Origin of the sequence: Streptomyces sp. NPDC007896 (assembly GCF_042959425.1) — a bacterium.
Taxonomy (GTDB): Bacteria; Actinomycetota; Actinomycetes; order Streptomycetales; family Streptomycetaceae; genus Streptomyces.
On the sequence record NZ_JBIBKX010000012.1, the window covers coordinates 368,279 to 393,916 of the forward strand.

24 protein-coding genes and 5 pseudogenes are annotated in these 25,638 nt (G+C 68.2%); 15 read left to right on the top strand and 14 right to left on the bottom strand.

The window, feature by feature from the left end:
* Window positions 1–6 precede the first annotated feature (6 nt).
* Window positions 7–1,335, top strand: coding sequence for an ATP-binding protein (locus ACFZDJ_RS34795; protein ID WP_391064858.1), 1,329 nt, complete (start codon window positions 7–9; stop codon window positions 1,333–1,335).
* A gap of 278 nt (window positions 1,336–1,613) precedes the next feature.
* Here ACFZDJ_RS34795 and ACFZDJ_RS34800 read toward each other — a convergent pair whose 3' ends face one another.
* Window positions 1,614–2,075, bottom strand: a complete 462-nt coding sequence (locus ACFZDJ_RS34800) for a winged helix-turn-helix transcriptional regulator (RefSeq protein ID WP_391064860.1) — start codon at window positions 2,073–2,075, stop codon at window positions 1,614–1,616.
* Between the two features lie 146 nt (window positions 2,076–2,221).
* On the opposite strand from ACFZDJ_RS34800, the gene ACFZDJ_RS34805 reads away from it, so the two are divergent.
* Both ACFZDJ_RS34805 and ACFZDJ_RS34810 read left to right on the top strand, forming a co-directional pair.
* Window positions 2,222–2,839: a hypothetical protein gene (locus tag ACFZDJ_RS34805; protein ID WP_391064863.1), complete on the top strand. Its 618-nt coding sequence runs from the start codon at window positions 2,222–2,224 to the stop codon at window positions 2,837–2,839.
* Between the two features lie 74 nt (window positions 2,840–2,913).
* Window positions 2,914–3,774, top strand: a complete 861-nt coding sequence (locus ACFZDJ_RS34810; RefSeq protein WP_391064866.1) for an MBL fold metallo-hydrolase — start codon at window positions 2,914–2,916, stop codon at window positions 3,772–3,774.
* A 105-nt stretch (window positions 3,775–3,879) separates the two neighbouring features.
* Here ACFZDJ_RS34810 and ACFZDJ_RS34815 read toward each other — a convergent pair whose 3' ends face one another.
* Both ACFZDJ_RS34815 and ACFZDJ_RS34820 read right to left on the bottom strand, forming a co-directional pair.
* Window positions 3,880–4,221 (bottom strand): aldehyde dehydrogenase family protein, encoded by a 342-nt coding sequence (locus tag ACFZDJ_RS34815; RefSeq protein ID WP_391064870.1) that lies wholly within the window; start codon window positions 4,219–4,221, stop codon window positions 3,880–3,882.
* Between the two features lie 86 nt (window positions 4,222–4,307).
* Window positions 4,308–4,454 (bottom strand): aldehyde dehydrogenase family protein, encoded by a 147-nt coding sequence (locus ACFZDJ_RS34820; RefSeq protein WP_391064948.1) that lies wholly within the window; start codon window positions 4,452–4,454, stop codon window positions 4,308–4,310.
* A gap of 329 nt (window positions 4,455–4,783) precedes the next feature.
* On the opposite strand from ACFZDJ_RS34820, the gene ACFZDJ_RS34825 reads away from it, so the two are divergent.
* The 3 genes from ACFZDJ_RS34825 to ACFZDJ_RS34835 all read left to right on the top strand — a co-directional run bounded on the left by ACFZDJ_RS34825 (window position 4,784) and on the right by ACFZDJ_RS34835 (window position 6,926).
* Window positions 4,784–5,146 (top strand): hypothetical protein, encoded by a 363-nt coding sequence (locus ACFZDJ_RS34825; protein ID WP_391064873.1) that lies wholly within the window; start codon window positions 4,784–4,786, stop codon window positions 5,144–5,146.
* 281 nt (window positions 5,147–5,427) lie between these two features.
* Window positions 5,428–6,078: a DsbA family protein gene (locus ACFZDJ_RS34830; protein WP_390941268.1), complete on the top strand. Its 651-nt coding sequence runs from the start codon at window positions 5,428–5,430 to the stop codon at window positions 6,076–6,078.
* Window positions 6,079–6,116: 38 nt separating this feature from the next.
* Window positions 6,117–6,926, top strand: a complete 810-nt coding sequence (locus ACFZDJ_RS34835; protein WP_391064876.1) for an MBL fold metallo-hydrolase — start codon at window positions 6,117–6,119, stop codon at window positions 6,924–6,926.
* Between the two features lie 149 nt (window positions 6,927–7,075).
* Here the strand turns inward: ACFZDJ_RS34835 and ACFZDJ_RS34840 are convergent, their stop codons facing one another.
* Complete coding sequence (locus ACFZDJ_RS34840; RefSeq protein WP_391064879.1) at window positions 7,076–8,029, bottom strand: helix-turn-helix domain-containing protein; 954 nt, start codon at window positions 8,027–8,029, stop codon at window positions 7,076–7,078.
* Between the two features lie 103 nt (window positions 8,030–8,132).
* Between ACFZDJ_RS34840 and ACFZDJ_RS34845 the strand changes: the two are divergent.
* Window positions 8,133–8,441: pseudogene (locus ACFZDJ_RS34845) on the top strand (NADPH-dependent FMN reductase); the annotation flags it as partial.
* A 1,249-nt stretch (window positions 8,442–9,690) separates the two neighbouring features.
* On the opposite strand, the gene ACFZDJ_RS34850 reads toward ACFZDJ_RS34845, so the two are convergent.
* Window positions 9,691–10,533: a hypothetical protein gene (locus ACFZDJ_RS34850; protein WP_391064882.1), complete on the bottom strand. Its 843-nt coding sequence runs from the start codon at window positions 10,531–10,533 to the stop codon at window positions 9,691–9,693.
* A gap of 87 nt (window positions 10,534–10,620) precedes the next feature.
* Window positions 10,621–11,022: a hypothetical protein gene (locus ACFZDJ_RS34855; RefSeq protein ID WP_391064885.1), complete on the bottom strand. Its 402-nt coding sequence runs from the start codon at window positions 11,020–11,022 to the stop codon at window positions 10,621–10,623.
* A gap of 472 nt (window positions 11,023–11,494) precedes the next feature.
* Between ACFZDJ_RS34855 and ACFZDJ_RS34860 the strand changes: the two genes are divergently transcribed.
* From ACFZDJ_RS34860 to ACFZDJ_RS34870, 3 genes and pseudogenes are all read left to right on the top strand, one after another.
* On the top strand, window positions 11,495–14,350 hold the full coding sequence (locus ACFZDJ_RS34860) for a BTAD domain-containing putative transcriptional regulator (RefSeq protein WP_391064887.1): 2,856 nt from the start codon (window positions 11,495–11,497) through the stop codon (window positions 14,348–14,350).
* A 321-nt stretch (window positions 14,351–14,671) separates the two neighbouring features.
* A complete protein-coding gene (locus tag ACFZDJ_RS34865) occupies window positions 14,672–14,884 on the top strand; it encodes an HNH endonuclease (protein WP_391064890.1) in 213 nt (70 codons plus the stop codon).
* Between the two features lie 407 nt (window positions 14,885–15,291).
* A pseudogene (locus ACFZDJ_RS34870) lies at window positions 15,292–15,944 on the top strand (transposase).
* A 19-nt stretch (window positions 15,945–15,963) separates the two neighbouring features.
* Here the strand turns inward: ACFZDJ_RS34870 and ACFZDJ_RS34875 are convergent.
* Window positions 15,964–16,710 carry a phosphotransferase gene (locus ACFZDJ_RS34875; RefSeq protein ID WP_391064893.1) on the bottom strand — a complete coding sequence of 249 codons (747 nt, stop codon included), beginning with the start codon at window positions 16,708–16,710 and terminating at the stop codon, window positions 15,964–15,966.
* A gap of 172 nt (window positions 16,711–16,882) precedes the next feature.
* Between ACFZDJ_RS34875 and ACFZDJ_RS34880 the strand changes: the two genes are divergently transcribed.
* Both ACFZDJ_RS34880 and ACFZDJ_RS34885 read left to right on the top strand, forming a co-directional pair.
* A complete protein-coding gene (locus ACFZDJ_RS34880) occupies window positions 16,883–17,362 on the top strand; it encodes a hypothetical protein (RefSeq protein WP_391064896.1) in 480 nt (159 codons plus the stop codon).
* A gap of 242 nt (window positions 17,363–17,604) precedes the next feature.
* Window positions 17,605–18,096 carry a hypothetical protein gene (locus tag ACFZDJ_RS34885; protein WP_391064898.1) on the top strand — a complete coding sequence of 164 codons (492 nt, stop codon included), beginning with the start codon at window positions 17,605–17,607 and terminating at the stop codon, window positions 18,094–18,096.
* A gap of 22 nt (window positions 18,097–18,118) precedes the next feature.
* Here ACFZDJ_RS34885 and ACFZDJ_RS34890 read toward each other — a convergent pair.
* The 5 genes and pseudogenes from ACFZDJ_RS34890 to ACFZDJ_RS34910 form a co-directional block, all read right to left on the bottom strand.
* A pseudogene (locus ACFZDJ_RS34890) lies at window positions 18,119–19,654 on the bottom strand (ISKra4 family transposase).
* Window positions 19,655–20,175: 521 nt separating this feature from the next.
* Complete coding sequence (locus ACFZDJ_RS34895) at window positions 20,176–20,436, bottom strand: hypothetical protein (RefSeq protein ID WP_390941248.1); 261 nt, start codon at window positions 20,434–20,436, stop codon at window positions 20,176–20,178.
* Window positions 20,437–21,099: 663 nt separating this feature from the next.
* A complete protein-coding gene (locus ACFZDJ_RS34900) occupies window positions 21,100–21,933 on the bottom strand; it encodes a hypothetical protein (protein WP_390941246.1) in 834 nt (277 codons plus the stop codon).
* Between the two features lie 57 nt (window positions 21,934–21,990).
* Entirely contained in the window at window positions 21,991–22,443 is a 453-nt protein-coding gene (locus ACFZDJ_RS34905) for a DUF5959 family protein (protein ID WP_390941866.1), read from the bottom strand.
* 104 nt (window positions 22,444–22,547) lie between these two features.
* Complete coding sequence (locus ACFZDJ_RS34910) at window positions 22,548–22,979, bottom strand: transposase (protein WP_391064901.1); 432 nt, start codon at window positions 22,977–22,979, stop codon at window positions 22,548–22,550.
* Between ACFZDJ_RS34910 and ACFZDJ_RS34915 the strand changes: the two are divergent.
* Window positions 22,972–23,220 (top strand): annotated as a pseudogene (locus ACFZDJ_RS34915) (TerD family protein); the annotation flags it as partial. The gene ACFZDJ_RS34910 and the pseudogene ACFZDJ_RS34915 sit on opposite strands and share 8 nt — an antisense overlap.
* Window positions 23,221–23,255: 35 nt before the next feature.
* On the opposite strand, the pseudogene ACFZDJ_RS34920 reads toward ACFZDJ_RS34915, so the two are convergent.
* Window positions 23,256–23,369: pseudogene (locus tag ACFZDJ_RS34920) on the bottom strand (GlsB/YeaQ/YmgE family stress response membrane protein); the annotation flags it as partial.
* A gap of 49 nt (window positions 23,370–23,418) precedes the next feature.
* Between ACFZDJ_RS34920 and ACFZDJ_RS34925 the strand changes: the two are divergent.
* Complete coding sequence (locus tag ACFZDJ_RS34925) at window positions 23,419–23,781, top strand: metalloregulator ArsR/SmtB family transcription factor (RefSeq protein ID WP_391064904.1); 363 nt, start codon at window positions 23,419–23,421, stop codon at window positions 23,779–23,781.
* Window positions 23,782–24,349: 568 nt separating this feature from the next.
* Here ACFZDJ_RS34925 and ACFZDJ_RS34930 read toward each other — a convergent pair.
* On the bottom strand, window positions 24,350–24,781 hold the full coding sequence (locus ACFZDJ_RS34930; protein ID WP_390941870.1) for a sec-independent translocase: 432 nt from the start codon (window positions 24,779–24,781) through the stop codon (window positions 24,350–24,352).
* Window positions 24,782–24,928: 147 nt separating this feature from the next.
* On the opposite strand from ACFZDJ_RS34930, the gene ACFZDJ_RS34935 reads away from it, so the two are divergent.
* Window positions 24,929–25,504 carry a TerD family protein gene (locus ACFZDJ_RS34935; protein WP_390941872.1) on the top strand — a complete coding sequence of 192 codons (576 nt, stop codon included), beginning with the start codon at window positions 24,929–24,931 and terminating at the stop codon, window positions 25,502–25,504.
* Window positions 25,505–25,638: the final 134 nt, after the last annotated feature.

The window sequence follows — 25,638 nt, forward strand, 5'->3', positions numbered from 1 at the left end:
CGGACCGTGCGCGGCCGGGCCACCGCCGCCGTCGCACTCGTCGCCAGTCTTGCCCTCGCCGCCTGCTCGGTGGTCCTGCTCTACGCCGTCCACACCAACCTGGTCGCCTCCGCCCAGAACGCGGCCCGCGACCACGTCGACAAGGCAGCCCACCAACTCGGCTCAGGCACACCTCCGGCCGACGTACAGGCCGCTCTGCCGGACATCGTCCTGGACACCGCGCCCTCCGCCGGCTCATCGTCCACCGCATCAGCCGACCAGGGTGCGAGTGCCAGTGTGGGCACGCCCACGGGGCCGATCCTGGTGCAGGCCTTCCCGAACCGTGCTCCCGCGCATACCGCCGTCATCACTCTGACCTGGGCCCTGGTCCCCTGTACCGCCCTGATGGTCCTGCTGGTCGCCTATCTGACCTGGTACGCCATGGGCCGGGCGCTGCGACCGGTTGAGAACATCCGTGCCGAGTTCGCCGACATCACCGCCCACAGTCTTCAACAGCGCGTCCCCGTCCCCGACTCCGACGACGAAGTCGCCTCGCTGGCGGAGACGATGAACGCCACTCTCGATCAACTCCAGCGTGCCGTCGGCCGGTTGCGGACCTTCACCTCGGACGCCTCGCACGAACTGCGCGGCCCCCTCACCACGCTGAAGGCCCGTCTCGAGCTGGCCCTGGCCCGTCCCGACCGGGCTGAATGGACCGCGGTCGGCAACGAAGCCCTGCGGGACACCACACGACTCGAAGACATCGTCACCGATCTCCTGCTCCTTGCCCGCCTGGACGCCCGCCAGCCTCTGAAACTCCAACCCCTGCGCGTCACCGACCTCTTGCGACGGACCATCGCCGAGCGCTATCCCCGTCAACCTGTCGTCCTCGTCACGGACTCCGGCTCCGACGAGGCGATTCTGGGCAGTCGCACGGCGCTCACCCGCCTCTTCACGAACCTCCTCGACAACGCGCTGCGCCACTCGCACAGCACCGTGCCCGTGGAAGTGCGCCACACCGAGCACGAGTTGATCGTCGAGGTCAGAGACGACGGTCCCGGCATCCCCGAACCCGACCGCGAGAGGGTCTTCGACCGCTTCACGCGTCTCGACAACGCCCGTACCCGAAGTGAGGGCGGCACAGGTCTTGGCCTCGCCATCGCCCGCGACATCGCGACCGCCCACGGGGGAACGCTCACTGCTGAACCACCTCGGAACACCGACGGGGGTGCCCGCCTGCTCCTGATCCTCCCCAGGGGACACGAGCCGCGCAGCACGTCGCGGCCGCGCGACCGAAGATCGGGCGCCGACCAGAAAGGTGACCGCCGCCAACGGAATCGAGTACGCGTACCGTGAGGTCGGCGAGGGCGGAGTGCCCCTGGTTCTGTTGGTGCACTGCAGGGGCAACCTCGACAACTGGGACCCGGCGCTGGTGAACGTGCGTGGGCTGCGGGGGCGGCGCTGCTTTTGACGGGTCCGGCGGTCCCAGGGTCCGTCTTCGAGGCTTCCTTGGACTGCGCGACGGCCTCACGGGCAGCACGGTCCCGCCCTTCGTACGTGCGGGCCCGGCTCCGGCGCCCGGAGGCGGCCGGCGCGAGGTCCAGGGCCGGAGGGCGTACGAGACGCGGGGCGGCTCAGGGTCGTATCTGCGGCGGGTGGGTGCCTCCCACCACGGTCAGGTCCTCGAAGCGGATCTCCTCGCCGCAGGCGGCGCAGTCCGCTCGGGTGTGCAGGACGGCACCGCATCGGTGCTGGAACTCCGTTGTGGCGATGCCGTCCCGGCAGTACGTGTCGCCCCACTCCTTGAGGGCGGCGAGCACGGGGAGCAGGGCACGGCCCGCCTCCGTGAGGACGTATTCGTCGCGCGGCGGATGCTCGCTGTAGCGCCGCCGTTCCACGACGCCGGCCGTCTCCAGCCGACGCAGTCGTGTGGACAGCAGCGTCCGGGAGAGCCCGACGGCGTCGGCGATCTCGGAGAATCGCCGGTTGCCGTACAGCAGCTCGCGCACGATCAGCAGCGAATGGCGTTCACCGACGACGGCTACCGCGTCGGCCACAGAACAGACACGGGGTGTCAGTGCAGATTCAGTACTCACTGTGCTAGGTTAGCGTCATCAGTGAGTACATTTTTTGTACTCACCTCTCCGGTGCGGCCACCGCCCTCGACGGGGTCCGGTGCGGCCGTACGGCAGTCAAACCCCGCTCACGAACGACAAGAGGCGAACGACAAGAGGCGAACGCCATGAGTAACGAAGCCGACAAGCAGGTCGACCTCGCGGCCATCGACGACACCACTGGGCGCAAGAACCGGGTGCACCGCGTGCTGGCACAGGGGGACTTCGTCGTGACTCACGCCACCACGACGTTCCCCGACGGCGGCCAGGCCGCAGCCTTCGATCTCTGGCGGATCGCGGATGGGCAGATCACCGGCCACTGGGGTGACCAGGAGTCGATCGTGGAACAGACGGCCAACGGTCACACCCAGGTCGACGGCGCCGCCGTCATCGACACGACGGCCGACACGGACGCCACGCGCAGAGTGGCGGAAGAGACGGTGCGCACGATTCTGGTCGACAACGACTTCTCCGACCTGGACCACTACCTGGCGGGCGAGTCCTACATCCAGCACAATCCCCGCTTCGCCGACGGCATCAGCGGGCTGGCGGCCGCACTGGGTGAGTTGGCGAAGTCCGGCCAGTCCCTCAAGTACTCCGACGTACTGGACGTCGTCGCCGAGGGGAACTTCGCCTACGTCCGTTCGGTGGGCGTCTTCGCGGGCGCCGACTTCGTGTTCCACGACCTGTTCCGGGTGGCGGACGGGCGAGCCGTCGAGCACTGGGACGTCATCGCCCCGAGGTGAGAGGGGCGGCCGAGCTGTCCGTCCGCATCAAGGTGCCACCAGGCAACCACCACACGGAAAAGAGCGTGGTAGAGATGGTCTCCCAGACCGATTTGGCGTACGAAGTCTTCATCTCCGATCCGATCCCCACCAGCGTCACGGATCCCATTCCCAACGGAGAGCTGTTCTCCTGGTCACCGATGTCGACCACGCTGATCTATGGGGAGAAGAACGCAGTGCTGGTCGATCCCCCGCTGACGATCGAGCAGGCCCGGAGGGTGGGTGACTGGGTCGAACAGTCGGGCAAGCACCTTGAACACATTTACATCACGCACGGCCACGGTGATCATTGGTTCGGCTCCGGCCCTCTGGTCGAGCGCTTCCCCGGCGCCGTGGTGCTCGCCGGCGAGGACAGCATCCGCCTCATGCGGCAGCAGAGCTCGGCGGAATTCAGAAGGGAACGGTGGGACAACCTGTTCCCCGGTCAGATCCCGCCGACTCCCGTGCTCGCACGGCCCGTACCACCGCAAGGGTTTCTTCTGGAGGGCAACGTTCTGCGCTCCGTCGAAGTCGGGCACAGTGATACCGACGGCACCACCGTGCTTCACGTTCCCTCGATCGGGCTCGTCGTCGCCGGCGATGTCGTTTACAACGGCGTGCACGCGTACCTCTCCGAATCCGTGGATGGTGGGCGTGCAGAGTGGCTTCATGCGCTCGACGCGGTCGAGCGTCTCGCGCCGCGCCACGTCGTCTGCGGACACAAGAACAAGGCGCTTCCGGACAGTCCGGCCTCCATCGAGGAAACTCGGCAGTACATCCGTGACGCGGACCGGCTCCTGAAGGAGACAACGAGCCGGATCGAATTCTTCGATGCCATGTGCTCCCGTCATCCCGAACGCCTCAACCGGGCGGTCGTGTGGCTCACGGCCTCCGCGCTCATGGATGCGCAGAGCTGAGCCTGCTACCGGCTTCGCCTGCGGGCCGCCTACTTGCCCCTGAAGAAGTCCGGGCTTCCGCTGGGGTGACCTGGGCGGAGTGTTGGTGCGGGTCGTCCGTGGCCGTCACAGTGGGGAGTGGGTAGTCGGCGGCCGCGCACACCCCGACCGGCTCCCGCTTGGTGTATCGCAGCACGTCGGGAAGGGACATCGGGGCCGTCTCCGCGTAGAGCTTGGTGACCCAGGACGCGTAGTAACGAAGTGCTCGGCTGCGACCTTGACGCTCACCATCCGCGAGACGCCGATCGGCCGGCCCTGATCGAGGGTCTCCAACTGGGCCAGTTCGTCGGCGTGTTCGTCGATCAGGTTGCCCACGTGCCACAGGATGCGAGACCGTTCGGCTGGCGCGAGGCCCGCCCAGGCGGGGCTGTCGAGCGCCGCCCGGGCTGCCGCGACCGCCCCGTCCACGTCCGGTCGGCGTCGGCGCAACTTGCGCGCGACGGACCGGTCGCCGGGTCGACGGTGGGGGACTCGGCGCCGGACGCGGCCGACTGTCAGGTGCCGCCGATGAAGAGGGTCTGGCTCATACGCGCGTCACGCCCGACGTCGGCGAAGACGACGGCCGGGGACTTGCCGCCCAACTCCATCGACGTGGTCTTGAGGTACTGGGCGCTGGACCGGATGACGTGCCGGCCCGGCACGCTCGCCAAGCCCACTCCGGGAAGGCGGCGCCGGGCTGCCCGCACGGCCCGGTCGACGTCGGCCGCGTCGACGAGTTCGCCGCCATGCGAACCAGGAGGAACGAGACCCGCACGCTGATCGAGCTACTGGGCAAGCTGACCGCCCACTCCGTCCACTTCGACGCCAGGCATCGGGCCTGAGACATCAGGTGCTGAAGGGGATCTTCAGGACGTTCAGCGGATCTTCAGCCGGCAGGAACGAGAGTTGCCTCGTACTCGATCCCGAGGGAACCGGGGCCGGACGCGTGCCGGTACGCCTGTGTCCCTCCACCTGCGAAGGAGTTGATCACATGAAGGTGCGTAGGAACAGCATCTCGCGTCGTCGGGGTGCCGTGATGGCCGGCGCACTGGCCGTACTGCTCGCCTCGGGCGGGGTTGCCGCTGCGGCCTCGACCGGCAGCAGTACCACCAAGCACGGCGGCGTCACGGTCTCCGAGGTGCCCGGCAACCCGCACCTGCACCACATCAAGCCGGGCACCGCCAAGAAGCTGCGGGACCTCACGGTCGTCGAGGGCGGCCCCGTCACGGCCGAGAAGCCGTCCGTCGTCGAGGTGCCCGGCGCGAAGCCGAAGAGCTGGGATCTCGGCGAGGCCACGCCGGTGAAGGACGCCCCCGTGGTCGTCGGCGGCGAAGGCAACACCACGCTGCGTTAGCCGCACAGCGACATGGCAGACGTGGGGCTGCCGAGTCGCAACCACGGAACGCCCTGCCGGAGACGTCCGGCCGGGCGTTTTGCATGACATCTGCACGACGTGCAGCCGACTGCGCCCGAAATCTCGACCTTCTCCCCTGAGGGGATCGCCGGACAGTCGGATTTTGACCATGGAGAGTCGTCTGCGCATCCGGCAACGACGGGATTCTGAGCATAGTTTTGCTGGCATCGGCCCGACCGATCAGAGAGCCGGGTGACGGATTTCGGAAAGGACGAAGCACGATGAGTTCGGTGGAGCGCATTCGGCTGACCTATGCCTTCGACGCCTACTGCGGCTGGTGCTACGGCTTCGGACCCGCCTTGCACGAGTTCGCCACCGCCAACGCGGACCGGATCGAGCTGCGAGTGCTGTCCGGCGGCCTGTTCACCGGCTCGCGCGCCTTGCCGGTGTCGGCCTACCCGCACATCCCCGGCGCCAACGAGCGCATCACCCAACTGACCGGTGTCACCTTCGGTGACGGTTACCGGGCCGCGCTGGCGGACGGAAACGTGGTGATGGACTCCGCCGATGCCGCCACCGGCCTGGTCGCGCTGCGCAGTCAGCCAGGCGTGAACGCCCTGGAAGCGGCGGCCGCGATGCAGCGTGCTTGGTACCGTCACGGCCGCAGCCTGTCCGCTGCCGGAGTGTACCGGGAGCTCGCGGCCGAGCTGGGTCTGGACGCCGAGGCGGTGGCGGCCGCGTTCGCTTCGCCCGCCGCTCGTGCCGAGGCCGAGGCCGACTTCCTCGAGGTGCGCCGTCTGGGCGTGGACGCCTACCCGACGCTGCTGCTGCACACCGCCCACGGCACCGACCGCCTGGGCGGCCCGGTCGCCTCGGCCGACGCGCTCACCCATGCCCTGGACCAGCACATGGCCGCCACCACGGCCGCCTGAAGCCACTCTCACGCAACCCCTCGAAGGGCAGTGCACCCATGTCCAGCCTGACGTATTCCGTACACACGGCCGGCGACACCGGCCTGAACAAGTCGTCCGTCCTCATCACGGGCGAGCGCGAAGCACTCCTGGTCGACGGCCAGTTCACGCTCGCCGAGCAGCACCGGGTCCTGGGGGACATCATCGACAGCGGCAAGGAGCTGACCACCGTCGTGGTCACCGCCTCCGACCCCGACTACTACTTCGGCCTGGAAGTGATCCGGCAGGCGTTCCCCGACGTCAGGATCGTCGCCACCGCCACCACCGTGGAGCGGATCAAGAGCAGTTGGCAGGGCAAGCTCAAGACCTGGGCACACCTGGGCAGGAATCTGCCCACCGAGGTGATCGTCCCGGAGGTGCTGGAAGGAGACCGCGTCAGCATCGAGGGCCACGACTTCGAGCTGCGCGGCGGTCACCCCGACCTGGTCTGGCGCACCGAGTACCTGTGGCAGCCCGAGGACCGCGCGGTGGTGGGCGGGGTCCTGCTCTTCGCCGGTCTGCATGTGTGGACCGCCGACACCCCTACGCCGCGTGAGCGGCACGCCTGGGACGAGACGCTCGCCGAGATGGAGCGGCTCGCCCCGCGGTTCGTGGTCGCCGGCCACCGTTCCGCCGACTCCGCCAGCGATGCTTCGGTGATGGGGTTCACTCGCACCTACCTCGCCGAGTTCGAGGAGGAGCTGGCCAAGCACGGCAGCGACTCCGAGGCTCTGAAGTCCGCGATGCTCCAGCGTTACCCGGACCTGGGCCTGGCGGTGGCTCTGGATCTGGGCACCAAGGTCGCCACCGGCGAGATGAGCTGGGGCTGACTCATACTCACGACGGACCCGTGCGCCGGGTGGTGGGCCACCGTGACCACCCCGCCGCGGCCGCGAGCCGAAGATGCGGCTACGGCCGGTCCCGGCCAACGAACTCCGCGGCGGTCTCCGTCTCTTGGCACCGCTCGCGGGAGCGGCCCTCACCGCTCAGGTCGCCTGGCGTCGGTCGCTTCGCTCCCGCCGTCCTCCGAGGAGCGGCCGCGGACGGTCGCGCGGAAGGCGAGGGGAGACTGGCCGGTGCGCTGGCGGAAGAACTTGCTGAAGTTGGTCGCGCTGGTGAAGCCGAGCTGCGCCGCGACACGGGCGGCTGACTGATTGCCGTGCGCCAGGAGGCGCTTGGCTTCCAGGACGACCCGCCGGTCGATGAACTCCTTCGCCCCCACTCCGGCTCCGGTCAGCGTGGCCCTGGAGAGAGTGCGGGGTGAGTAGCCCAGGGCCCGGGCGTAGTCCTCCAGGCGGCGCGTGCGGGCGAAGTCGCGTTCGACCGCGTCACGGAAGTGGAGGAATGTCTCCCCGGGGTCCGGTGCCGGGCTGCCGACGGGCGCGGTGCGCTGCGAAAGGCGCAGCACGAGGACTGCCAGGACGTGGCGCAACACCGCCACGTGCGCTTCCAGGGAGATGCCACGCAGCGCCTGGAACTCCAGCGCCAGATGGTCCACGGCCAACTCCAGCGCGTGACGGTCCTCGGGACCGGGAACCTGGAGCGCGGGGGCGTACGGATCGTCCATCCGCGCCGCGGCCACGGTGGCCGGATCCAGGAAGTCGCCCTCGAAGAGGACCAGGGTGCCCTCGGCGTCGTCCAGATCACCCCACTGCTGTACCTGACCAGGCCGGATCCAGAGCCAGGAGCCCGGCTCGAGGGCGTAGCCGGTGAAGTCCACCGTGTGCCACAACGAGCCGCTGGAGAGGGTGATCAGGTGGTGGAACGTGGGTCGCTGCGGTGCCTGCAGCCGTTCTTCGCCCATGTGGACGGCGGCCCGCTCCCGCAGGTCGGACAGAGAGATGATCTCGATGCCGGCAGGTGTGCCGACAGCGGGAGCGAAGCCGATGTCCGCGATCTCGCGCGGTTTGCTCTGTCGTTCTCTCACCGTCACCAGTAGCCACCATCACGCAGGGAATCTGGCCGATGCCAGCGTAACCAGAGCAGTCGGCACACCCAAGTGTCGGATTTTAACCATGATCAGTCCGCGTCCTACCGGATTCACCAACTCGGCTTCCAAGGCGGGCGACAAGCAGTCGACGCTCCAGTACTTCGCGACGCTGGCGTCGCAGCACGGTATGCGCTGGATCGCGCTCGGCCTGCCGGGCGGCTGGAACTCGTCCCAGGGGAGCGAGAACGATCTCAACAGGCTGGGCCTTTTCCTGGGTGCCGCCGCTCAGTCCAACGCGGATCAGGGGACCGAGGGAGTGACGGCCAGGGACATCGCCACCGCCGAGGCGCTGGGTCGCCGCGTCGCGGATGCCGCCGGCACGTGGGTGGCCGACCGCACCGCATGCGCCGCCTGAACGCGGGCCCTTCGCCCCCGGCTGCCGGGTTACCGTACGGCGCCGGGGCGCGCGGCAGATCCTTGGCCGGGCTGCCGATCATGCGAGTCGACGGTGTCTCCAAAGGTGGAGACCCCGTCGAGGTTCATGTGCGTAGCGGGGTGTGCCACGCATACGTAACCAGCGGCATCGAGATCGACCTGGTGATGCCCTCGACTCGCTGGTCGCTGTGGATTTTCGTGACCGGCGAGTTCCGGGCGAACTCCAGTTTCGGGCGGCAAAGGCTCGCTCTTGCGTCGCGCCGATGAACTGCGTAGACCTTCTGGGCGAACCGAGGTACGCCTCCTCATCACGGCACTGGCTCAGCCCGACCACACACCGGGCACAGTCGAGGAAGACCGTTGATACCCCTGCCCGGTACGCGCGGCATGCAGGTCGCTGTGATCGACGGCCGTTGGCGGAGAGTGCTGCTGTGTCCGGATCAGCCGCTCCAGTCCGCGGGCTGCCGACGGCCGGCTGGTCCTTGCCGTCGATGTCACCTGCCGGCTGCGGCTCTACGCCGAGCCTCGGGTGCGCCACCACACGCGATGCTGCAACCCGAACCACCCGGAGGCCGTGACCAAGGAGGAGGCTCTTCGACGCCGAGACTGGGAGAAGGCGCGCGCCCGGAGGACCCACTGTCGACACGGTCACGCGTACACGTCGGAGAACACGTATCTGGACCCTTCTCATGTCTCACCGGATCTCACGTGGGCAGGGCGAACTCATCGGCTTTTGTTCACCTCGCTACGACAGGTCTTGCACTGTCGGAACCCTCGACCCCGGTCCTGATCTTGGGTCCCTCACTGGGTACGACATGGCACATGTCGTAAAAGCCGTCCAGGGGCGTCCAGTTGGTTCAGTGGGGGACGGATCGGGGCCTGTGCTGGGACTCCATTGTGCTCCGGCTCACCCCTCTCGAGTACGTGAAGGAGTGAGGCGGTGACGACGCGGGCGGGGCGTCCACCGACGAGCACCGGCTGGGTGTCTGCTTGGTAGCGCCTCGTGGATCTCAAGCCCGTTCGAAGGGGGCTGCGGCGCTTCACCAGATGGCCGGGCGGGGCGACTGGCTGAGCCAGATTCAGCCACGAGAGCCCACCAGAAGCAGGACAGGTAACAGGTAACAGGTAACAGGTACAGGCCTAGGTCGAGGTTGAGGGACGGGTGCCGTCCGCCCCTCGGGCTGTCGGGCCGTCGGGCCGTGCCGCCGGCTCCCTCTAGCGCGCCGCCCTCAACTGTTCCGGTTCAGGTCCTGGAGGAATATAGACATATATGTCCGATCGGCGGCTTGCGAGCAGGGAAATGTCGCCACGGCGGCATCGAGTTCCGATTGATGGAACTTCCGCCACGTAGAATTCTGAGCGGCCAGCGCCGCCAATTGGTCCCGGGACAGCACTCGGTCCCCACCCTGAACTCCGGCCATCACGGACGTGTATTCCTTGCGCAGGTCCGTGATGAGCGCGAGACGGGATTGCGCCGGATGACCGGCCGCCGCCGCACAGGATCTCCACGTCTCAAGTGCCGATTGGTAACGTCTGTCGTGTTGCACCTCACCGTCCACCCGAGCCCACTCGGAGTTCGCCTCCGGGATTCCATATTCCTTTTCGGTCGTACGCTGTGAGCTGTCGACGCATCCGGGAAGGGTCGCATCGTAAGCCTTGAGGGAAGCAGCGGAAAGGGTCTTCAGGTAGCTCTTGGCTGCCGTGGCCTCAGGGGCGAAGTGGGGAAATACCGCTATTCCGAACCCGTGCTTGCGCGCGTAGTCGAGGCTCGAAAAGTCTGATGCGTCCTCGACATCAACCACGCTGTGCGGGTTCTTGGGCAGGTACTGGAAGCCGTGCGACTTCATGCATGTGGATGTCAGGGCCTCCGTGCGAGCGGCAACCTCAAGGTCGAATTTCTCCGACTCCGAGTGGCCGGAAGCACCTGCCAGGATCAGCACGAAACGACGGGTGTTGGCCGTCGCCCGGGCCGTCTGGCCGTCGTCGGACGGGAAATACGCGAACCCCGCCGCGACCATCGCGGCAATGATCACGGCCAGCGCGACCGCAAGGGTCTTGTGTTTGCCCAGCATCGTCCGGGCCTCCTCCTTCGACTGGTGTGCCCTGGTGCGCTCCGAACCGGGGCGCACCAGGGCTCCTGTTGCCTGCTCAGGCGACTGTCACCAGTTGCTGAGGTCGACGCCCACCTGGTCGAAACCCTGGTTGTAGGTGCCGTTGTTGGTGCAGTCGTAGTGCGAGGAGTTCGTACCGTTGCGCGCGACGATCGAGGACTCGTACCAGTTTGCCCCGCCGTTGCCCCGGAGGCAGTGGGCCATGTCCTTGCCGCCGTCCTGCCCGGACACCCAGACGAGCGACTGCTGGTAGCGCTGGTAGCGGCTGTCCCAATTGTTCGCCACGAACTGGTAGTTGCCGGTTCTACCGGAGTCGTTGTACGAACCGAGTTCCGTGACGTTGCTGGTCTTTATCACCGTCTGCGCCTCTGCGGTGCCCGTGGTGAGGCCGATCGTGGCGCAGCAACCTGCGACTGCCAGTGCGCCGAAGGTCTTCCAGTTGCGAAGCATGGTTGATCAGTGCTCCTTCTGTCGTTTGCCGATCGGAAGTGGTGCGGCGGTACGTATGGAGCCGTGCAGCGGTGCGCGTGGACTGAGCGGCGGTGCGTGTGCGGCCGCGGGCGCGGCGGAGTTCGCCAGCCGGGCCGCCCTGCGACGAGCTTCAGGGGGCAACCGGTGCCCCCATGAATCGGGGAGGCTGCTTCCGCTCCCGGGATGTCGGCCCGGATGCTGCCGAGGTACCGGGCGAAGGCACCCTCCGCACCCATTGCCTCCCCCAGGCGTCTTCGGTGAGCCGTGCTCCAGAGACGCTATGGACACAGATCCGTCGGCCGTCCTAGATTCGTCCTAGTGCGAGGTCAGCCAGGGGGATCGGCGCTCATCGTCGCGTACCAGGGGGAGCATGAAATTCGGCTTACTGGGACCGTTACACGCCCAGATCGCCGGACGCACGGTCCCGTTGAACGGGCCGCGGCAGGCCAAGATGCTGGCAGCACTTCTGATCGACGCCAACAACATCGTCGCCATGGAACGGCTCGTCGCCGTGATGTGGGACACGAACGCGCCCGCCACTGCGGTCCGCCAGGTCCAGGACGCTGTCTCCGGGCTGCGCCGCAACCTCGTCACCTGCGGAGCACCCGGCACCCTGATCAGCACGCGGCGCGGCGGCTACGAGATCCACCTGGCTCAAGATCAGCTCGACCTGCTGGAGTTCGACCACGAGCGACACCTCGCCGAACAGCACACGGCCCCGTTCGAGACAGCAGTCGCGCTGCGGCGGGCGCTCGCTTGCTGGCGCGGAAACGCCCTGGTCGACACTCCCAGCCAAGCCCTGGAGATCGATGCGGCACGGCTGAACGAGAAACGCGCGGCCACGCACAAACAGTGCCTGGCCATCGAACTCGACCTGGGTCGTCATCGAGAGGTCATCGATGAACTGACCGCTCTGCTCCGCGAGCACCCCTACGACGAGCAGGTCGCCGAACACCTGATGGTCGCCCTCTACCGGTGCCGAAGACAAGGCGAGGCGCTGCAGGTGTACGAGCGGCTGCGCCGGACACTGGCCGACGAACTCGGCGTCGACCCCACCCCTCCGCTCCAGGCGCTGCACCAGCGCATCCTCACCGCGGACCCCGCCCTGACGGCACCGGTCCCAGCAAGCAGGCCCTTAGACATACCACCGGAGAGCCCTGACGCGGCGGCCGCCGGGCCGGCCATGGCGATGCCCGTGCGTCAACTGCCCCTCGACGTATCCGACTTCGTGGGCCGGGCCGAGGCACTGGCCGAGATCGCCGGACTGCTCGACGGGTCGGCGCCGAACCGGGCCCCGGTGGCCGTCATCGTGGGCGGTCCCGGTGTCGGCAAGTCCTGCCTGGTGACGCACGCTGCGCGGCTGGCGAGCGCCGCCTTCCCCGACGGCCAGCTCTACCTCAACCTCGCGGCGACATCGGACGAGCCACGGGACCCGGGGCTGATGCTGGCCGAGGCACTGCGCGCGCTCTCGATCGCCGGCAGCGCGATCCCGAACGGCCTGTCCGAGCGAGCCGCGCTCTACCGATCGTTGCTGGTGGACCGTCACATGCTGGTGGTGCTGGACGATGCCGGTCACGCCGATCAGGTGCTGCCCTTGCTGCCCGCGGCCGACGGCTGTGCCGTGTTGATCACCAGCCGCACTCTGCTGACGCAACTTCCCGGCGCTCGGCACATCGACCTGGACGTGCTGAGCCCGGCAGAGGCGCGGGAGTTGTTCACCGGAATTGTCGGGCGGCGGCGGGTCGAGCGGGAACCGGCGGAGGCCGACGCGATCCTCGACTGCTGCGGCAACCTGCCGCTGGCGATCCGGATCGCCAGCGGCAAGCTCACGGGCCGCCCGGCCTGGTCGCTGCGGGTGCTGCGGGAACGGATCGAGGATGAGTCCCGGAGGCTGGCCGAGCTGAGGATCGGGGACCTCAGCGTGCGAGCCAGCGTCGAACTGAGCTTACGGCTGCTGTCGGCCGACGCGGTGCGCGCGCTGAGCCTGCTGGGTCTGCTCGGCGCCTACACCCTGCCCGGCTGGGTGGTCGGCCCGCTGCTCGGCCGCTCGGACGCCGAGGAGGTGCTGGACACCCTCGTCGACGCCAGCTTGGTGCGGCTGACCGCCACCGACGCCCTGGGCGAGCCGCGTTACCGGCTGCACGACCTGATCAGGACCTGTGCCGTGGAGATCGCCGCCCCACTGCCGACGGAAGACAAGCGGGACGCGATCATCCGGGTGCTGTCCGTTTGGCTTGAGCTGATTGGGCGCGGCACTGATCGGCTGCCGGCGGCCGGGCTGCTGGCAGCCGCGCCTGGTTCTGCACCGCGCCGGTCGCTGCCCGATGCGGTCGTGGACCGGCTGATGGCCGACCCGGTCGGCTGGTTCGACGCGGAACGCGACAACCTGCTCGGCGCGGTGAAACTGGCCGTGGACTGGGGCCTGGACGAGTTGGCCTGGGAGCTGGCGGCCGGCGCGGCGACCTACTACGACCACCGGTGTCTCTATCAGGACTGGCAGCACGGGCACCGGCTCGCGTTGGACGCGGCCGAGGCCGCCGGCAACGTGCGCGGCGCATCGGTGCTGCTACGCGGTCTTGGCCAGCTGCACATCTACCAAGACGAGTTCGATCGGGCCACCCGGGCCCTGGAGTCCTCCCTCGGGCTGTGCCAGGACGGCGGGGACAAACGCGGCGAGGCGCTGTCGATTGCCATGCTGGGCACGGTCAGCCGGGTGCAGGGCCGTGACGACGAAGCCCTCGCACGTGTCGAGCACGCGCTGGCCATCGCGGCCGGTGAGGGCGACCGGCACATCGAAGCGCAGCTGTCCTGCTCCATGGCCGTGATGAAACTCATGCAGGGCAAGCTCGACGAGGCGGAGTTATGGTTCGACAGGGCCCTGAGCCAGGCCAGGGCGCTGGGCGACGGACATCGCGTCGCCGTCGTGCTGCGGCGGTTCAGCCGGTTGCACGATCGGCGTGGTGATCCGGACGAGGCGCTGCGCTGCCTGGGGCAGGCGCTGGCCACCTTCGAGAATCTGGCCGACGAGCGGTGCGTTGCGTACACGCTGCTGGAAGTCGGCCGCGTGTACGCCGGTCAACACGACCGGGACCGGGCGAGCCCGGCGTTGGAGCGCGCGGCGGGCCTGTTCCACCGGCACGGCGACCGCCAAGACGAGGCCGCCTGCTGGCAACTGATCGGCGACCTGGACGCCGCAGCCGGCGTTCACCACCTGGCGCACCAGCACCGAGGGCGGGCGCTGCGGCTGTGGCAGATGATCGGCGACATCAACCAGACGAATGCTCCGGCGCGACCATCGTCGCCGTGAGGTGGCCATGTCCCTGATCGGAGATGTCTGTCCGATCAGGGGGTCGTGAGGCAACGCGCGGGGACCTCGCAGATCAGCTCTCAGTGCCGGGTTGTTCACCTCTTGTGACCCTCAAGAGAACCTCAAATCGTTCGACCGAACCGGCCGAGCCGACGAGGGCGGCCCGAGCCCGCTGACCCAACGGCTAGAGGTCGCGGTACCGGCCCCCTTGGGGAGACGCATCACGGAGCGTACGAGGGACGGCCGAGCGTCCGTTCCCGACGAGCAGGGGCCAGGCGACGGGCGAACCGTCGGGACGCTGCTGCGAGGCTCCATCGGCGTGTGCAGGAACGGGGCTCGACGTGCTGCGACTGGTGTCCAGGTGACTTCTCCGCGGACGGGGTGGACGTGGACCACGTGCGCCCGCTGTCTCTCGGCGGCGAGGGCATAGACAGCAACGTTCAGGTCTTGTGCCACGGTTGCCACCAGCTCAAGACCCGTACCGAGACCGCTCCATCCCTTACTCGACCTGAGCTGCCACACCATCCGCAGTAGTCGCGTTGGTCACCGTGCTCGTTCGCAGTGACGTGCCCGAGTGCAGCGCACTCCTATTCGTTCGCTGCCACACATTCAGCGGACATGCGGCCCCCTCTCGTGTTCGGACGGATGCCAACGGTACCGAGCGCAACGGCGTTCGGCGGCAGTACCTCCGAGGGGCGGGAACCGACTAGGCCCCGCCCCGGGACGCCTCACTCGTGGTTGTCGATTTCCCTTCGCTGACGATTCCGCTCCCGCTCTCGCTGACGCTGCCACTCACGCAACAACTCTTTGCGGTGAGCGGACGACTGCGGCCATACAGCTTCTGGACCTCTGGGAATGACGGTGTGTCAGTTCTCGTTGATGCCGGCCGAAGGGGGTGCGAGCCAGTCGAGACGAGGAAGACCGCTGCCAGACCGTGGGGGATCGACGACGAGTTGTGGGCGCGCATCGAGCCGCTGCTGCCGGTCGTCCCGCGTAATCCGCGGCGTCCAGGTCGTGAGCGTCCGGATAGTCGCAAGGTGCTGTGCGGGAGATCCTGTTCGTGCTGTACAGCGGGATCCGCTGGGAGTTTCTGCCCCAGGAGCTGGGCTTCGGCTCGGGGATGACCTGCTGGCGACGGCTGCGGGACCGGAATGAGGCCGGGGTCTGGCAGCGCCTGCACGAGCTGCTGCTCTGCGAGCTGCGGGCCGCAGACCTGCTGGACTTCTCCCGGGCTGCGGTCGACTCCAGCCACATCCGCGCGATGAAGGGCGGGCCGGCCACCGGTCCGTCCCCGGTGGACCGGGACAAGGTCCGCCGGTTCCAGATCACCCCGCATCTCGCCCGGCGCGGCACCGGGCACGGCTCCGGCCTGGGTGTGTACCGCTGGGTCGTGGAAGGAGCGATCGCGCTGCTGTACTGGTTCCGCCGCCTGCGCGTCCGCTGGGAGATCCGCGACGACATCCACCACGCGTTCGTCACCCTCGGCTGCGCCGTCATCTGCCGGCGACGACTGCGCACCGCACTTTGTCGAGAGCAAGGGCAGGCGATGCGCCCCAGGGGATGGCCTGCTCGATGCGTCAGGACGCATTCGTAGCAGTCGGGCCCGCGCAGCCTCACATCCGAGATCTCAGCACGTCGACCTCACAGCCCGGCGCGAACGGGTCGAAGCCGTGCTCGATCAGCCAGCGAACCGCCAGCAGGCTTCGCAACGACCACCACGCGTGGATCACGTCGAGGTCGATGTCGGTGCCATAGCCGGCGACGACGTCGTCGAGGTGCTCCTGGTGTCCGAGCGTGAAGGTGGCGAGGTCGTACAGGGCATCACCCTGGCCCGCCTCGGACCAGTCGATGATGCCCGTGACCTCGTCGCCGTCGACGAAGACGTGCGCGATCTGCAGGTCGCCGTGCGTGAACGCCGGAGTCCACGGCCGGAGCGCGGCCTCGGCGACCTGGCGGTTGCGGGTGACCAGGTCAGCGGGCAGGACACCGTTCGTCACGAGCAACTCGCACTCGTCGTCGAGTTCCGCCGCCAGCGCGACGATGCTCCGGCCGGCCCGGCCCGGCCGGGGCGGCAGGGGCGCGTCGTGCAGCTTCCGGATGGTGGCGCCCGCCGCGGCCCACGCCGCCGGCGACCCGGTCGACGGCCCGCCGAGGCGCCCAAGCGTCGTCCCTGGGAGTGCGGCGACCGCGAGCACGGGCGGCTTGCGCCACAGGACCTCCGGGGTCGGGACCGGCGCGAGGGACATCGCCTCGACCTCGACGTCGATGCGCGCCTGATCGACGTCCACCTTCAGGAACACGTCACCGACGCGCAGAGTCGCGCGCTCGGAATGGGCGACGACGACTTTGACCTCATCCATGGGCGACCAGTATCCCGGTGATGGTTGCCGACGTCGCCGGGTTTATCGCATGCGATTACGCGGCTGACCGCGTCCCGCCACCCGGCGGCCTCGTGCACGACACCGACCTCTGGCCAGGTCAAGCCCACCACTTTTGTCAGGAGTCCTTGGGCTCACGGCGAGGAAGCGAGCGGTGCCCGAGACCGGAGGTACGCACTTCGCAGCACTGCTGCTCACCGCCGCCCAACACGGCCACACCATAGGCTCGTCAGAGCTGGGCCGGCTCACCAAGGCCGCCGCCGAGGCCACCTGGAGCAAGCACCACCGCGTCACAGCCCCACGCCTGACGGGCGAACTCTCACAGTTGCGCGCCACGCTGGCGCAGGCACTGACCGGTGAGGGCCTCACCCTCGCCACATGCTGCTTCGTACCTCTCGGGATCGCTGTCGACCCGCTGCCGGGCGGACCCTCCTGGGGCGTCACCGGCGACGCCGGCCTCACCGTCGTGCTCTACGCCGACAGCGGCTGGTACCTGATGGCCAACACCGAGCGGAGCACCGCGCACTCCGTCTACGCCTCCGCCGATGCCGACGGCGCGCGCAAGGTCGCTGCGATCGTCCACGGCATCCGCCAGGGCGACATCCCCACCCCGTTCCGCGCGGGACGGCGGTGAACACCGGGACCGACGAGATCGACTGGATCGGCAAGGGCAACGCGTTCGCCTGAGGGCGCACTCGCATGGCCGATGGGTGCGGTTCGTTTCGAGTGAAGCTGGGGTTGTGCAGCACATGGCATTGCGGGCTGTAGGGTGCTGATCTTTCGGAACAACAAGGGGTTTGGGACGAAGGGGGCTGGTGCCGGGTGTGGCCGGTTGTCGACGAGGCCGACCGTGCGCGATGGGACTACACCCCGTTCGTGAGCGTGGGACCGCTGCGTTTCGGTATGAGCCACGAGCAGGCGGCCGTGGCTATGGAAGCCCAGGGGTTCATCTGCACTGGGCTCCAGAGCGAGACGAGGCACGGCGCCCTGACGCGGCGGGCCGACTTCCGAGCGGCGGCCGCACCGAGATGGTCGACCGCTGTCACGGTGTACTACCGGGTCCCTGACCTCCTGACTTGCGTGGCCGTTGACGCCTTGTGCGGTCCGCAGGTCCGACTGGACAGCCTCGGGTTGGTCGGACAGGTGCCGTCCGAGCTCACCGAGCAGGTTTTCGACTATGTGACCGAGCGTGGCATGAGCCCCACGCTGTCCGTCGAGGGCGACGCGGCATCAGACGAACTCGGCTTCATGCTGCGCGCGCAGCGGGCGGGCGACGTCCTGCTGTCCCGCGCGTTCTTCGCGAAGTTCGAGGGCTGGGCCTACACGGTGCACGACTGCGTTCCGACCACCGAGTGGAGAGTCCGCTGAAGGCTCTGATTGAAGCGTGCAATCACGCGGTGAGGGTGTAGTTCCGCTGGTTGGGGGTGAGGTAGAGGCGCTTGTGTTCGCGGGCGAGACGGTAGCGCCAGTATGTGTCGAGGTCGCCGATGGAGACGAAGGCGCGGAGCCGGAGGACGGCTTCGGCCCCGGGAAGGCCCCAGCGGGCGCCGGTGATGTCGAGGCGGTCCGCGATCAGGTGGAGGCAGGCACCTTCGACGGCCCCGTTGGCGATCGGCCAGCCGCCTGCGAGGGCGGTGTTGTAGCGGAGCTGGTCGAGGTGGCCGACCGGGTAACGCTGGCAGGCGTCGACGGCCTCGCGTCGTGCGATCGACAGGTTTTCCCGGTCGGCCTGGGCGGTCATCTGGTCGGCGGTGCGGGCGGCGTGACCTGCGAGGATCGCGGTCAGATGGTCGGCCGCCCAATCCTCGGCCTCGGTGGTGCCGGGTTTGTGGAAGGTGTGGGCGGCGGCCCAGACATACTCGGCGACGTGCACGAAGTCCAACAGCACGTGGAGCGTGACGCCGCGCCGGATGGACTCGGCAGTGATCAGGTCGAGCTGGTGGCGGGCACCGTCGACCAGGACGACCCACGGCCGGAGGTGCTTGGGGTCGCGGGCCTGGGCCTGGTCGAAGGCGTCGGCGATGACCTGCTCGGGCGACCGGACCAGGGACGCGGTGCACCACTTGTTCTCGGCCCGGGGTCCCGGGCGGGCGGGGAGTTAGCTGCTGCGGCCGCCGGGCGGGTGGATCACGTCGTGGGGACGTCTGGGGGCTGGGCGGGTGTCGAAGACGCAGGCCACGGTCGCCATCCGCTTGCGGTTCGGCTTCTCGCCCGGCGCGAGCCGGCCACGATGGCCACCGGCCGTGGCTTTCGCGGCGGCCTGGCGGGTGGCCTCGCGCAGGGCCTCGGGCCGCATGACCACGCCCTTGCCATCGATCTGGACCACCAGCGGCATCTCGCGGTGCACGGGACCGGGATCTGGGTCCGGTAGAAGCTGTCGACGTCGACTGCGGCGGCGACCATGAGCTCTTCCAGCCTGCGTTTGCCGAGCACGTTCCCGCAGCGGCGTGTCACCGCAGCGCGGGCCTGGTCGAACGAGCCGCGCACGGCTTCGGTGATCGCGAGCCGGCGTAATGCCGTCGAGTGCCGGCCTGCCGGCAGCGAGAGCGCCACGTCGGCGGGGTGGACGTTGCCCAAGCCGGGGCCCCGGTGGGCGACCCGAGTGACGCGGACCAGCCCGAACACGGTGGCCGGCCAGCGTGAGTGCCCGGTCTCCCGCCAGGGCCGTACGCATCCCTCCGGCCCGACCACGTCAAGTCTGGCCCCGGCACGGACTTGTTCCGCCTCGCGCCTCGCGCGCAGGTCAAGGTGGTCCTGCAGCAACAGGCGAAGCAGGTCCCGCCCGGCCACATCGAGGTGTTCCTCCCGTTCAGCGTGGGTCCAGGCGCTCGCGTCAGCGCCCGAAAGCGTACGCGTCAGCTTCTCGAAGGCGCTGAGGGAGCGGAACAAAGGGGGCAGTGGTGGCATGGGTGTCGTACGGTGTCATCTCCAGGGCTCTTCCCGTCCTGCTTCGATTTGGGTCGCACCTTCGAATGTGGGCGTGGAAGGGCCCTGCTGTTAACGGGAGTTGGGGCGCCTCCGAGGTCATCTCCGCGAGCACTTCGGCGACCGTCTCCCGTGCGATCCGCAATCGCCCCAGCGCCTCCCGCGTCAGCTCCAGCTTCCCGGACAGCTCGGCGAGCTCAGCTTCCAGCTCCTCCACCCGCACCCGGGCAGCCGCCTCGCGCGCTTCCAACTCCTCGAACAGCGAGCCCATCCGCCATCCCTCCTCCACCACCACGGTAGAGACGCGCAGCCCCGAACACAGCCCCGCTCAACGTTCCCCCAGCCCAACGTTTCCTTTCAGAGGAACCGCACCCATGGCCGATTGCGCCCTCAGGCATCACTTGGGGGAACCACCCACTCTGAGCGCAGCCACGGAAGCTCCTGCGCTCGGAGCCGCCACCCTGGGGACGGCCCCGTGCTCAGCGTCCAGGGCCGCACGGCGAATCGGGGGCGGTATTTCCGCTATACGACATAGCCGAACCAGGCGTAGTAGGGATCGGTGCCGGGGCCATTGTTCCAGTCCCAGTCGGTCATGTGGATGCCGGCGCCGGTGAGATAGCTGCCGAGGTAAAGGTGGTTTTGGTTCTGCATGTGTTCGTCGTCCGCGGTCCAGAACTGTCCCGACCGGCCACCCCCGCAGGGGGCCATCAAGACGGAGTCATTGCCGTTCGCGTAGTCCGAGGTGAGGCAGTCTCCGCTGATGTTGTTTACGAGCCGGCGCATCGCGTGCCCGTTCCAGGTGTTCGTCTCTGTACCCCAGTGCCACACCGCCTGCGACCCCGTGCACGAGCCCACTACAGGGGCTCCACCAGTAGCTGCTCTCAGGCAATCGCCTGACCTGCCGTTGACGTACTGCCAGTCGGCGCCTACAGATGCGGATGCGGATGCCGGGGTAAGGGCGCCGGTGGTGGCGAGGAGGAACGCGGCGAAGGCCGTGGGCATCGCCAGTCTCAGTCGAGCTCTCCAAGAAGTCATGGCCAGAACTTCTACATGATCAATCGTGAACAGTGACCCCTGCCAAGGTAGATGTGCGTGAACATCGCACCAGCTTTTAGCGTCGCGACATGTACGGACCCATCACCCTGGCCGGCGCCGCGTTGCTCCTCGCCTCGAGCGTCTCCGCCTGCAGCAGCGACACCCCCACAATCGCGGCCAGGCCAAGCCCCCCGCGACCGCCTCCTACGCCCCGGACAGCATCAAGGCCCCGCTGCCTCGCGAAGCGTTGGCCGCCACGACGCACGATCTGCTGCGGTTTCTGCCCCTCCTGGTCGGTCAGTCTGCGTACACGGACAGGCTCGGCCACCGCGCCTCCAGCGGTCGGATCGGACGTCACCGCATATCCAACCGCCACGACATCCGACCCGGTGAACCAATGCGGTCAGAGCACTAGCCGAGCTTCCGCAGCACCTCGGCGATGGTGGCCCGGTACGTCCGCAGCGCCTGCAGCCCGGCGGCGTAGCGGTCGCGGTGCCGTGTGATGTCCACGGCCTGCTTCTGCGCCCGTGCAGCGTGCCAGAGCTCGGCCGTATGGTGGCGGCGCTTGCAGGTGACGTCCGCGACGGCGGTGGCCCGCTCCCGCTGCGTATGCCGGGTGTTGCCGTCACCGCCCCGCTGCCAGGCGGTGTCCGTGTACGCCGCGACGGGGTCGCGATAGCGCGTGAATCCTTGTTCTGCCACACAGCGGGACCACACGTCCCAGGCCGCGCGGAGGCGCGGGTCGCGCTTGACCGCCTTGTCGACCTCGACCGCCCGTGTGCTTGCGTAGAGCCAGTCCCGCTTGAGGTCGATGCCGCGCAGCAGTCGCCGGCTCGCCTCGGCGCTACAGGCGGGGTAGTCCGCATACTCGGCGTTGGTCATGCGGCGGCCCTTCGGCCGGAGGGCCAGGGACTTTGCCGGGTCCCAGCCGTAGCCCCAGCGGCGGGCGGTGGCGAGATCCAGGACGCCGTAGTCGGTGCTGACCGCGGTGGCGACGATGGGGTCGCTGGGGTAGCGGGGGTCGAGCGGGAAGTCCGGGTGGCCGCGCTTCGCCATGCACTGCCGGATCAGGAACGCCGATGCCCGCTGCGATCGCTGGTAGTCCTGCGGCGTGTAGTCGTAGCGGTCGGCCGGGAGGGGGCCGAGGTCCGACGCCGTGCGGATGACCTCCGGGCGTTCTGGACCGGCGGCGCAGATCGCCGCCAGTACCACCACGGCACCCAGCCGCCACCCCCGACTCATCATGCGAAGGGATGCTACTGAACTTGAACTCGTGATGTCGGCCGCATGGAACAGGCAGGCTCAGCGCTTGCGGTTGGGGCTCCACTCGTAAACGCCTGGGGTCCTCTCGACGACTTCTCGAGGCCAGGCCAGCCGCACCTGCTCCAGACGCTCGTGGTGCTCGTTGACCCAGTCCCCTTCGGGTCGGATTCCCAACAGTGCCGTGAGGCGGTCCGGATCGTCGACCGTGATCGACAGCCAACCATCCTCGTGCATGCGGAGCACGAGGCTCAGGCCACGGTCGCCACCGATGCCGGCTTCCCGACCCGGGACCCAATCGGACAGCTTCCGCTGCCAGGCGTCCAGGTCCTGCTGGAAGAGGTAGAGGTTTAGTCGGGCGTCGACGAAGCTCGCGGAGGCGAGCACGTCTGCGCGCAGGATGTCGTGGCCGGTGAGCACGCCTGGCTGGAAGCGTCCGGTCACGCGCACGATGCACCGGTTACCCTCCGCGTCGGCGAGGTGGATCAGGTCCACCGGGGCAGGCTCCGTCATCTCGTCGCTCGCTTTCGTGCGCTGGTGTGGGCTGCATCCTCCCCGATCGCCTCACGAGCCAGGCGTTCAGGCCCAGGTTGAGAGGATCACGTGCTCAGGGTCAAGCTCGTGACGGCAAGGCAGCCGTCGATCACGTCCGGCCGGTACTGGAGCCCCTTGAGTCGATGCTTGACCGCACGGGTGACCTCGCCGAGGTTGGCGGTGGCGAGGTTCCCGATGTCCCGCTTGACCAGAGACCAGACGCCTTCGGTCGGGTTGAGGTCGGGTGCGTAAGTGGGTAACTGGACGACGGCCAGCCACTGGGCGTTCGCGTCGATGAACTCGCGAAGTGGCTTCGTCAGGTGCATTCGGACGTTGTCCCAGACCAGCACGATCGGGCCGCCGAGTTGGATGCGGGCCCGCACGATCAAGTCGCGGAAGTCGCGCCAGCCGAAGCCCTTCGGCTGGTCCTTGCGCCCGGTATATTCCCGGACCGCGCAGAACAGCCGCGACCGTTCACCAGGCTTGTAGGTCTTCACCGTCAACTCCTTCACCGGCCAGACGTTCGCCGAGGTCGAAAACGCCTTCTGTCGACTGGTCGACGAAACCACCGGCACCGAACTGGCGCATTACACCCTCAGCGGCGGTGGTACCCACACGGCGCAGATCATGGCCAAGTTCCACCGCAAGGGTGGTTCCTGGCAGTTGCAGGCCCTCGGTGAGCCCGCGGCCGGCCGGACGTTCCAGGACCTGCTGCCCGCCATCAGCGCGCACCCGTAGCCCGGCTTTCGAGGGCCGGAAGCCGTAGTAGCCGGTCAGTCCCGCGAGTTGCCGAACAGGATGCGGTACCCGATGAGCAGGACGAGGGAGCCGTCGATGGCCGCGCCCCAGGTGGTCAGGTCGAAGAACTGATTCTCTACGGGGCGGTCGAACCCACAGGCACGGGGACGGTGACCCGGGGCGGGACAGGAGAGGGTCGTGGCGGCAGACGGAGGTGGCTTCGAGGGCCCGGCCGCCGGGGTAGTGGCTGAGGCCGCCGCCGCGTTCGGGCTGCTGGCGTCCTCGGCCCGGTTGCACATCATGTGGGCCCTGGCGCAGGGTGAGAGTGATGTCATCCCCCTCACGGACCGGGTGGGCGGGTCCCTGCCCGCGGTCAGCCAGCGTCTGACGAAGCTCAAACTCGCCGGTCTCGTCCGGGGCCGCCGCGAAGGCCGACGTCAGGTCTACTGCGTCGATGACCCCGATGTCGTGACCGTAGTCCGGCTGATGGTCGGCCAGCCGGCCGCACGTGCGGAGGAAACGTCCGCACTGGTGCGCAGACTTCGCGAGATCGGTGCCTGAGACCGCGACGGCAGGAAATTGAGCTCACCGAACTCGCCTGCCGTACCACTGTCTTCGCCCGCCGCATGCCGGAGCACAAGGCCCGGGTCACTACCGCCCTGCGCGTCGGCAGCCACACGACCGGTTTCCTGGGCGACGGCGTCAACGACACGTCTCACGGGCGAGGTGCTGCCGGACGGACGGTATTGTTCCGAAGACGTGCGCGGCGAAGGCGGTCAGCCGTTGCAGACCGGGCAGGGCCGGGAAGCCGGTGAGCTGGATGCCGTAGCGGATCCTGCACGCCGCACCGTGTCTGTACCGGATCAGAGCGGCAGTCGAGCCTCCGCCGCTGCGTGCACACCACCCGACGGGGCGTCCAATTCGCAGGGGTACGTCACCTGGATCACCTGCGGCCGGTCGGTGACCCGCATCCTGAGCCCGTCCGCGGGGCCCCGTCGAGCACTGCTGTTTCCCACCCGGCCTGGCCGCCTGTGTCCATGGGGACGTTCTAGAGGTTGCGCAACCTTTGAACTAATGTGAAGGGAGTCACGACGGCAGGCGACCCGCGAATCCTTGGCGAATCAAGGCGTCACGTGGCATCGGGATCGAACGATGCGCGTGCGGCCGACTCGGCCCCCGCATCCTTTGTCAGGTTCACGTGCGCTGGTACGGTCGCATCTACCTTGGAGGTGTCCGCCGCCTCGCGCACCGCGTCGGAAACCTCCGCGAGCTCTTTCCTCGGGTCGAGGGCGCCGCGGATCTCGTCGAGGCCGAGGTCGTTGCCGTCCAGCACGTGCTTGCGCACGAACGTCTTCGGGTGCAGGTCCTCGAACTCGAAGTCCTTGAACTCCGGGCCCAGTTCGGAGCGGATCTCCTGTTTCGCGCTCTCGGAGAACTCGCGGAACTTGCGGATGAACGCCGTCACGTTCTGGATGACTTCCGGCAACTTGTCCGGACCGAACAGAAGGACTGCGAGAACTGTCAGCGTCACCAGTTCCAATGGCCCCACATCGGAGAACATCTGCGCTCCTCGCCTTCGTGGCCGGTTGTCACCGGGGCGGCCCCGGTATCAACACTTTAGATGTTGCGCAAACATCAGGACCATAGCGGTAGGCTCGGCGTGGGACTCAGTGACCGTACAGACAGCCCAGAGCCGGGAGGACGAACCGTGGGAGTTTCCCTGTCCAAGGGCGGCAACGTGTCGCTCAGCAAGGAGGCGCCCGGCCTGACCGCGGTGCTGGTGGGCCTGGGCTGGGACGTCCGCACCACCACTGGTGCGGACTACGACCTGGACGCATCCGCCCTGCTGTGCAGCGAAGCCGGCAAGGTGCTCTCCGACCAGCACTTCGTCTTCTACAACAACCTGAAGAGCCCGGACGGCTCGGTCGAGCACACCGGAGACAACCTCACCGGCGAGGGTGAAGGGGACGACGAGTCCATCAAGGTCAATCTGGCCGCCGTGCCTGCCGAAGTCGCTAAGATCGTTTTTCCGGTGTCCATCCATGAGGCGGACGCGCGCGGGCAGAGTTTCGGGCAGGTGCGGAACGCGTTCATCCGCGTGGTGAATCAGGCTGGCGGCCAGGAGATCGCCCGCTACGACCTGTCCGAGGACGCCTCGTCGGAGACCGCGATGGTCTTCGGCGAGTTGTACCGGCACGGCGGCGAGTGGAAGTTCCGTGCCGTCGGCCAGGGCTACGCCTCCGGTCTGCGCGGTATCGCCTCCGACTTCGGCGTCAACGTCTGACGTTGCCCACAGCCCCCCGCCGTCCGCGGCCCCCCTGTAAGAAGCTGTTGTCTTTCCGGGTGTGATTGGCGTGTTTCCGCTGGTTGCGGATAGGTGCGTAAGACCCGTGGGAGTAGTGGCCTGTCAGGTCGTCG

Excerpts from the sequence above, each read along its gene's own strand:
- ACFZDJ_RS34805 (WP_391064863.1), top strand. The coding sequence starts at position 2,222 with ATGAGTAACGAAGCCGACAAGCAGGTCGACCTCGCGGCCATCGACGAC.
- ACFZDJ_RS34810 (WP_391064866.1), top strand. The coding sequence starts at position 2,914 with ATGGTCTCCCAGACCGATTTGGCGTACGAAGTCTTCATCTCCGATCCG.
- ACFZDJ_RS34825 (WP_391064873.1), top strand. The coding sequence starts at position 4,784 with ATGAAGGTGCGTAGGAACAGCATCTCGCGTCGTCGGGGTGCCGTGATG.
- ACFZDJ_RS34830 (WP_390941268.1), top strand. The coding sequence starts at position 5,428 with ATGAGTTCGGTGGAGCGCATTCGGCTGACCTATGCCTTCGACGCCTAC.
- ACFZDJ_RS34835 (WP_391064876.1), top strand. The coding sequence starts at position 6,117 with ATGTCCAGCCTGACGTATTCCGTACACACGGCCGGCGACACCGGCCTG.
- ACFZDJ_RS34850 (WP_391064882.1), bottom strand. The coding sequence starts at position 10,533 with ATGCTGGGCAAACACAAGACCCTTGCGGTCGCGCTGGCCGTGATCATT.
- ACFZDJ_RS34855 (WP_391064885.1), bottom strand. The coding sequence starts at position 11,022 with ATGCTTCGCAACTGGAAGACCTTCGGCGCACTGGCAGTCGCAGGTTGC.
- ACFZDJ_RS34860 (WP_391064887.1), top strand. The coding sequence starts at position 11,495 with ATGCTGGCAGCACTTCTGATCGACGCCAACAACATCGTCGCCATGGAA.
- ACFZDJ_RS34875 (WP_391064893.1), bottom strand. The coding sequence starts at position 16,710 with ATGGATGAGGTCAAAGTCGTCGTCGCCCATTCCGAGCGCGCGACTCTG.
- ACFZDJ_RS34895 (WP_390941248.1), bottom strand. The coding sequence starts at position 20,436 with ATGCGCCGGCTCGTAAACAACATCAGCGGAGACTGCCTCACCTCGGAC.
- ACFZDJ_RS34900 (WP_390941246.1), bottom strand. The coding sequence starts at position 21,933 with ATGATGAGTCGGGGGTGGCGGCTGGGTGCCGTGGTGGTACTGGCGGCG.
- ACFZDJ_RS34930 (WP_390941870.1), bottom strand. The coding sequence starts at position 24,781 with ATGTTCTCCGATGTGGGGCCATTGGAACTGGTGACGCTGACAGTTCTC.